Here is a 7,075-nt window from a genome sequence, read left to right as displayed (position 1 = left end):
GGAGCCGGATGAGGTGAAAGTCTCAAGTCCGGTTCTGAAGACGAGTAGTTCTGGTGACGGAATTGCTTAGTTTAACTAAATCCTCCAACACACTATCATCGTAGAGGTCATTCACCTCATCTGCCGCGAGAAACTTTTCCCAGGTAGTTTGAATGAAAGTCAGCCGCTGCCCGCGTCGGCAGTGGATCGGAGCGCTCAAGCGTTCCAGTGGCGAGAGAATGAGTTGATAATAACGGCGCTGACTTTTGCTCGTCTGCGGCATTTCCGGAAACAATTCCCAGCGAAAGACTTCGCGGATGCCTTCCACGCGAGCAAAATAATAAATCGAGTGGGCTTGCCGACCAAACACTTTCGGTTGATAGAACGCCAGCCATTTGGGGGGCCAACGCTTCTTGAGGAGTTTTTCGGTGGTTGCTACCGGAATGCGATACCAGTGCTGGTGGAGAGCCAGTTTCAAGTCCCGCACCGTCGGTAGGATTGCCACCAGTAATTCTTCTCGTGATGTCATTGTGGGAGTTATGGGATTTCCTTAAGATGGAGTATAAACCAGAGCGATATTGCAGGTTTATTTACAAATAGAAGATTGATGGCTCAACTACCGAACGACCTAGACGAAGCGATCGCCCAAGCGAAACAAGCCACCCAAGCCGCACTCGACGATGGTTATCGACTGCTGCAAGTGGAAATAGTCATACCCGAACTAAAAGTCCAACCGATCGCCGAGCAATTTATTCCCCTATTAGCCGACAGCTACGGCGAACGGCTGAAAGTGTATTTTCCCGATGCCGGTGCGGCAGCCCTTGCCCGTCGCGACTGGGGCGAAACCCCCTATGTCGTGCGCGCGATCGGAGAAAAGAAAGGGCAAATACAGCCCGAGGACGAAGCCTTTTTGTTTGTCGAACCCTCCTCCGTGGAAGTCAACGACGTAGAGAAAATGTGCGAACAAGCCGACGATCGCCCGGTAATTCTGCTGCTGCCTCAACTGGAAAATGTGGCCACAATTGGCATTGGATTAGCCGGAAGGCAACTCAGAGAGCGCTTTTTGAACAATATCGAATCGTGCTACTACGTCAAACCCAAAGAAGGCTATGCCATTTTCCGCTGCTATCCTTCCCCCTGGCAAGTGTGGCTCGAGACTGCACAAGGCGGGTACGAGCTGATTTCCGAGACGCCGCAAAAACCCCTAGGAGACGAACTCGATCGCATCTTGGCTCGAGCGATGGGCACTCCGGAAGAGGGGACAAGCGCCGAAGCCCCTACTCAGACGGCTGCACCCTCCACACCGAAACAGGCGGGATTGATGACCAATCTTAAGCGTTTCTTGCGGGCACTGAGCCAGTAAGAAGAGATTATGAAGCGGGGCGTGCGAATCAGGCATATTTCGCCGAGCTTTGCGCGCCCCCTCTCATCAAAGCAGATAACCGGATTACTCAGGGGGTGGTTGCCGATGGGAAACATCGAAGATGGACTCAGAGTCTTGAGTGAACGGGCTAGGATGAGAGAGAGCCAACCTTGGCAAAGACTAGCGCCGATTGGGATGGAGCAGAGGGAATGAGCGAAACTAAGGGACGACGGATCGTTATTGGAGACGTACATGGACACTACGATGCACTGATGAGACTGATCGAAGCGATCGCCCCCGGTGAGGGCGATCGCCTGTACTTTCTCGGCGACTTAATCGATCGCGGACCGCAAAGCGCCAGAGTCGTCAAATTCGTGCGCGAAAGTTCTTACCAATGCCTCCTCGGCAACCACGAACATTTGTTGCTCGACGTGTGTCGCAACGGTAAAATCAACCCAGGCGCAATGCAAGGGTGGCGCTACAGTGGTGGGCAAAGCACCCTCGCCAGTTATCCGCCGCTCCATTCCAACCCCACCCAGGCATTGTTAAACGACGTAGAGTGGATGCGAACCCTGCCGCTTTACCTGGACTTAGGAGATGCGTGGTTAGTTCATGCGGGAGTCCACCCCCAACTGCCCCTCGAAGAGCAAGGGGCGGAAGATTTTTGTTGGATTCGAGAGCCATTCCACAGCATTTCCCAGCCTTATTTTCCCAATAAACTCATCATTGTCGGTCACACGATTACCTTTACCTTTCAAGGCGTCAAACCCGGGCAGCTTGCTAAAGGTTGCGGATGGCTGGGGATAGACACCGGGGCGTATCATTCCCTGAGTGGCTGGTTAACCGGATTGGACATCACCCACCAACAGGTTTACCAAGTTCACGTTAGCAAGCACAGCCTTCGCACCATGCGGTTGCAAGACGCCGTAGCCACAATAAAACCACCCCGAAGGGTGGCTCGGCGATAGAGTATAGAAGGACGGGAAATTAAAACAACGAGCGAACGTTGGACCGGTAAGTGGATTCGCTCAAGCCTTCGCCCACCCTAGCTTGACCGGGCGGTATCATTTGTTGTAACGCTGCAATGCGATCCTCAGAAGCCGGGTGGGTGCTTAAAAACGTCGGCGGTGACGGTTTATCGAGCAGTTTTTCAAAAAATTGAATCAGACCCACGGGGGCATAGCCGGCAGCCAACATGGTATCCAAAGCGTTGCGATCGGCTTCGTATTCATGCTGACGGCTTCTGGGAAGTCGCAGGGCAATTTCGAGGCCCAGTTGCACCGCTACATTGCGATCCACGCCTGCTGCATCGGCTAACCCCCGTGCGATAATGGTTTCGCGCATTTGCTGGATGGAATGTTTTTCGGCAATATGGCCGATTTCATGGGCCATCACGCCGGCAACTTGCGCTTCATTGTCTGCCTCTTGGAGTAAGCCGGTGGTGACATAGACAAAGCCTCCCATCGTGGCAAAGGCATTGACGCTATCATCTTCCACCACCTGGAAGGTGTAGGGAAGATTGGGCCGATCGCTATAGGGAACCAAGCTATCGCCCAGGCGCGTCACGTAGCGGTTCACTTGCCGATTGTCGGACAGGCGAAATTGATTGCGGAGGAGTTGTTGGTTGATTTGCTGACCCAGGGCCACTTCCTGTTGGTCGGACAAGGTGCTGAGCTGAAGAACCTGCAACCCCGGACCGACTAAATCGCGCAACTTACCAAATGCTACGGTAGGATGGGGTGCGGCGATGGTCAAACCCACGGCCACCAACAGGGCGATCGTGGGGTAAACTAATCGACGATAAAAACGCCGAGAAATCTGCGAGTCAGGATTTAACATAACTTGTTAGTGAAGGATGGTTTAACTGTCAGGTTTTCTCCCCAGTGGATGGAAACCCATGCCCCGAATTTAAACCCCCCTGATGTTTGGCACGCATAAGCTCAACCGGGCTATGGAGGTTGACGCTTTTCTATTTTCCCAGGTGCCATTGACTGGGGGGCGGGCAGTGCGACGATCGCGATCGCCCACTCTCGAACATACGCCTGCCGGTGAAAAAAACCGCGTATTTTTCTCGCCAGACTATATATTCAATGACAGACCCACCCTGCGGTTCCTCGGGAGCCACACCCGGCCTTGTTCTCTCAAACCCTTAAATTGCATCCTATGATTTACGCTATGCTGTTCTAGCGGCTTGCAGAAAACCGATTTACTGTGGCTTCCTCATTTGCAAAGTGCAAACTAAATGTAAAACGACAGATTTGCAGAAAATCATCAGTTTAGCTTATCAATGGAGGAGCGATCGCTGCCCAGAGTGGAGAAAGTGGGAGAGAACATCTGTCCCGAATCGGCATCTTATGCCCGGTTGATACGGAGTCAGCGCTCCCATACCTGAAAATCACAGTATCTGTGCCATCAACTTTATCTCGGTTAGGTAGGAAACATTTACAGTTATGAAGATTTTGGATCGCCAAGGTCGCTTATTTGGCAAACTGAGCATTCTCGATGTGGGTGCTGCATTGGTCATTCTTTTGGTTGTGATTGGGATTTTCTTCTTTCCCGGCACCTCGGGTTCGGTTGCCCAAATGGGCATCACCACCAAGCCGGTGGAAGTAGATATCATTGTCCGGGGGCTGAGCGTGCGGGATCCGCAAAGCTTGGTTCAAGAATTCCAGGAGGCGGGGAAAACCAACATCATTATCCGCAATCAGCCCTATGGACAGGTGGACGTGAAATCTATCGATCTGCTCACCCGCACGATCGCCGTGCCGCAACCCGATGGCTCGGTAAAAGCGCTACCGGATCCGAGACAAGAGGAGTCTTTTAGCTCCAATATGCTCTTGACCTTGGGTGGGAATGCGAAAATCACCGAGGATGGGCCGGTTTTGGGCAATAGCAAGTTAAAAATCGGCACGCCAGTAGAGCTAGAAGGGAAAACCTATAACTTCAATGCTAGCGTGATTGACGTTCGCATCAATTAAGCGATCGCCCCTGGGAATTGGCAAAAGTATTCAGGAGTAGGGTGGCCCCGTGCCACCCTACTTTGTCTGCGGGGGAGTTACGGTGACTCCGGGGTAGGGGTGGCGGTGGGAAGGGGTTGCTGTAGGAGGGTGAGGAATTGACGAATCAGGGCGATCGCGATCGCGGGCACTTCTAACTGAGGCGTCAATCCCACATTATCGAGCTGTTGGAAATAGCGGATTGCCGAAGGGTTCAAATTGGCGATCCGCTTGCCAATTTCTGGACCGGTAAACTGGGATTCCCGTCCCCAGATAAATGCAGTGGGCACCGCAAGCTGGGGGACGTACAACGACAAATCGAAACACAAATCCCCGCGCACGAAAGACAAGGCGGCATATTCCGCATTGGGTTGCTGTGCCGATCGCAAATAGGCTTCGACAATTTGAGAATAAATCAAACTCGGATTGGCAAACTGACGGCTGGCTAAAAAGCTGCGAATGCCTGCTTCTGTCGCCACACCGGTATTGTACAACAATCGGTCTATCACTGGGGTTTTCGCGAATTGGGCGAAAAAGCTGTTGGTGTAATCTTCGCCAAAATCAGACAATCCGGCGGGAGTGGTTAAAATCAGACTGTTGAACAATTCCGGATGGGCGATCGCCACGCGAATGACGAAGGCAGCGGTGAGGGAAGACGCCACCACCGGCACTGGTCCGGAGCAGGTTTCTTGCACAAATTCGGCGATCGTACTGAGATAATCTTCGATTTGATAGTCGCGCTCTGGATGCTCGGATCGTCCCCACCCAATTAAATCCGGCGCGATGATGCGATATTCATGGGCAAATGCGGGAAACACCTTGGACCATTCATACGCCGAGGAACCGCCACCAAAGCCGTGGAGGAAGACTAAGGTGGGGAGTTCTTCTGGGGTGTCGCGATCGCCCCAAAGGGTCTGCCACGGTTCTCCCACATTGGTGTAGTAAACCATTCTACCGAGGGATGTGACCACAGAACGCTGTTCGAAACCCGGGGGAATAAACATGAATTAACCTCGCTAAATTTCAATCGATGAATTGGGAAAATGGGAATTGTCAGGGTTTGGGATGGAGTGTGGGGGTTGCACGACGCGCAGGCTTGGCTTAGCCTACCCTACCTCTCCATCATCGGTTTCGGCGATTCCTTGCCAACATAAAGGAAATGTAAAGTTTAATTTGATTTTATAAAGAGTTGATAAAAATATCCGGACTGTGGCGATCGCCATTCCCGGTGCTACCCTTGCGGGCAAAGGAGTTTCCCGTCACTGTCTCCTCATTGCCGGGGACGTTCTGACCCTCGCAGGGCAAGGAATTAGCGCTACAATATGCCATGTGGGGTGACACCCCTCACCCCCTAGACCGCCGTCCCGCAAGTCCCAGGAAGATCCTGCATCTGGCGATCGGGGATATTTTCCTGACCACCCAGCACTCGGGTTGAACTTCTGGCAAATCGGGTAGCCAATGAAACCCAATCCATCCCCTAACAGGGAACACCATTTTTCAATAATGCAACGCCGATGCGGGCTTCCCGGGCAGACAACCGGTGAACGATTCGGATTCAGGGGAAAAAGGCAGCACTCAAGGCGATCGCCCAACCCGAGGGTTACTTTTCGGCGTTCGACGATCGGCTTGCAGGGCACCAGCAGTTGAGTTGTCCGTTACTTGCAATTTCTCGACGTTTCTAGGGAGCACACTATGCGTATTCACGGAGTTATGGTAGACCCCTCTCGCCCGAAAAGCGGTGAGTGCAAAGCGCGTCAGCGTCGTCACTCGCCCAGGGTTAATGAAGTTACTGGATTTATGGGTTCTGTGGGCAACCCGCAAGGAGTCGAATTGAGTTTACCTCCCCGCGTCCCGACTTACATTCGGCTGAATTTTGAAGAGTTGAATTGTTTTCAAGTGGTCGATCGCCAATTCGAACGATATGGCGTCATCTTTGATAACGCGATCGCCCTGAGTCCCTCAAACCCGGCGTTTCCCACCCACAAAAGCCGCATCGTTCTCATGGGGGCACCCAAAAGTGGTTCCCTAGAAGTCACCTTTACTCAGCCAGTGTCTTTTATCACCAGCTTAGTCACCAGTTCTCGCCGCACCGTGCTTTCCGCTTACGATGACCAGGGGACTCGCCTCGCGCAGACCGATATGGTGGAACCGAATTTGGCCGGATCCCCCTCCCAACTGCACCCCAACGCACCCTTGAGTCTGAGCGTCCCGAATATCCACCGCGCTGTCTTTTATGCCTTCGACGGTCATCTGACGGTGGCAGAATTCGGCTTTAGCGTTTAGTGTGTGTCTTCTCTGTCGGCTTGTCTGAGGCGCGAGGCGTTCGATACTTGACAAAAAACTATTTTTGAGGTATAATTCGTATTTTAACGATTTGGTTTTAACTGACAGATTCATCCCCCCGGGGGATTAAAATGCAATTTGAGACAATAACATCTGAGGCGCGATCGCCATTCCACCCGCCGAGAGAATGCCGATCGCGTCTTTGGGCTTTATGGCTGTAAAAATACCGGCGATCGCTTCGGCGCGAGGATTCCCCGGAAGGGGTGGCAAAAATCCGGCCCCAGTGAAAACGATTCCTCCCCTTGCCAGCGATCGCCAAACCTGATATAAAAACAAACAACTTCAAAGCCGCTTTCGGCAACCTGCAATCGGTTTGCGTCAGGGACTCCGTAGAAACCAACCCCATGTCTAAAGTCAGGGGCTTGTACTTCTAACCACCTGACCAGCCTAAACC

The 7,075-nt window shown here is 52.6% G+C and carries 9 protein-coding genes; 4 read left to right on the top strand and 5 right to left on the bottom strand.

The genetic code is table 11. The features are described from left to right. Positions 1-22: 22 nt before the first annotated feature. A complete protein-coding gene (locus tag AC0QH1_RS15380) occupies positions 23-508 on the bottom strand; it encodes a hypothetical protein (protein ID WP_324632076.1) in 486 nt (161 codons plus the stop codon). A gap of 78 nt (positions 509-586) precedes the next feature. Between AC0QH1_RS15380 and AC0QH1_RS15375 the strand changes: the two genes are divergently transcribed. Then, positions 587-1,342: a DUF1995 family protein gene (locus AC0QH1_RS15375; RefSeq protein ID WP_324632075.1), complete on the top strand. Its 756-nt coding sequence runs from the start codon at positions 587-589 to the stop codon at positions 1,340-1,342. 209 nt (positions 1,343-1,551) lie between these two features. After that, a complete protein-coding gene (locus tag AC0QH1_RS15370; protein ID WP_324632074.1) occupies positions 1,552-2,310 on the top strand; it encodes a metallophosphoesterase family protein in 759 nt (252 codons plus the stop codon). A 19-nt stretch (positions 2,311-2,329) separates the two neighbouring features. Here AC0QH1_RS15370 and AC0QH1_RS15365 read toward each other — a convergent pair whose 3' ends face one another. Then, positions 2,330-3,181 (bottom strand): M48 family metallopeptidase, encoded by an 852-nt coding sequence (locus tag AC0QH1_RS15365; RefSeq protein WP_324632073.1) that lies wholly within the window; start codon positions 3,179-3,181, stop codon positions 2,330-2,332. 611 nt (positions 3,182-3,792) lie between these two features. Here AC0QH1_RS15365 and AC0QH1_RS15360 point away from each other — a divergent pair. Next, on the top strand, positions 3,793-4,320 hold the full coding sequence (locus AC0QH1_RS15360) for a DUF4330 domain-containing protein (RefSeq protein ID WP_324632072.1): 528 nt from the start codon (positions 3,793-3,795) through the stop codon (positions 4,318-4,320). 77 nt (positions 4,321-4,397) lie between these two features. Here the strand turns inward: AC0QH1_RS15360 and AC0QH1_RS15355 are convergent, their stop codons facing one another. Both AC0QH1_RS15355 and AC0QH1_RS15350 read right to left on the bottom strand, forming a co-directional pair. Continuing rightward, positions 4,398-5,342: an alpha/beta fold hydrolase gene (locus AC0QH1_RS15355; protein ID WP_324632071.1), complete on the bottom strand. Its 945-nt coding sequence runs from the start codon at positions 5,340-5,342 to the stop codon at positions 4,398-4,400. A 175-nt stretch (positions 5,343-5,517) separates the two neighbouring features. Next, on the bottom strand, positions 5,518-5,667 hold the full coding sequence (locus AC0QH1_RS15350; RefSeq protein WP_324632070.1) for a hypothetical protein: 150 nt from the start codon (positions 5,665-5,667) through the stop codon (positions 5,518-5,520). Positions 5,668-6,030: 363 nt separating this feature from the next. Between AC0QH1_RS15350 and AC0QH1_RS15345 the strand changes: the two genes are divergently transcribed. Then, complete coding sequence (locus AC0QH1_RS15345; protein WP_324632069.1) at positions 6,031-6,621, top strand: hypothetical protein; 591 nt, start codon at positions 6,031-6,033, stop codon at positions 6,619-6,621. A gap of 126 nt (positions 6,622-6,747) precedes the next feature. On the opposite strand, the gene AC0QH1_RS15340 is transcribed toward AC0QH1_RS15345, so the two are convergent. Next, positions 6,748-6,957: a hypothetical protein gene (locus AC0QH1_RS15340; protein WP_324632068.1), complete on the bottom strand. Its 210-nt coding sequence runs from the start codon at positions 6,955-6,957 to the stop codon at positions 6,748-6,750. Positions 6,958-7,075: the final 118 nt, after the last annotated feature.

This window comes from Phormidium sp. CCY1219, assembly GCF_055795085.1.
Note: the sequence above shows the minus strand (reverse complement) of the source record. Positions and strands in the feature narration are given on the sequence as shown.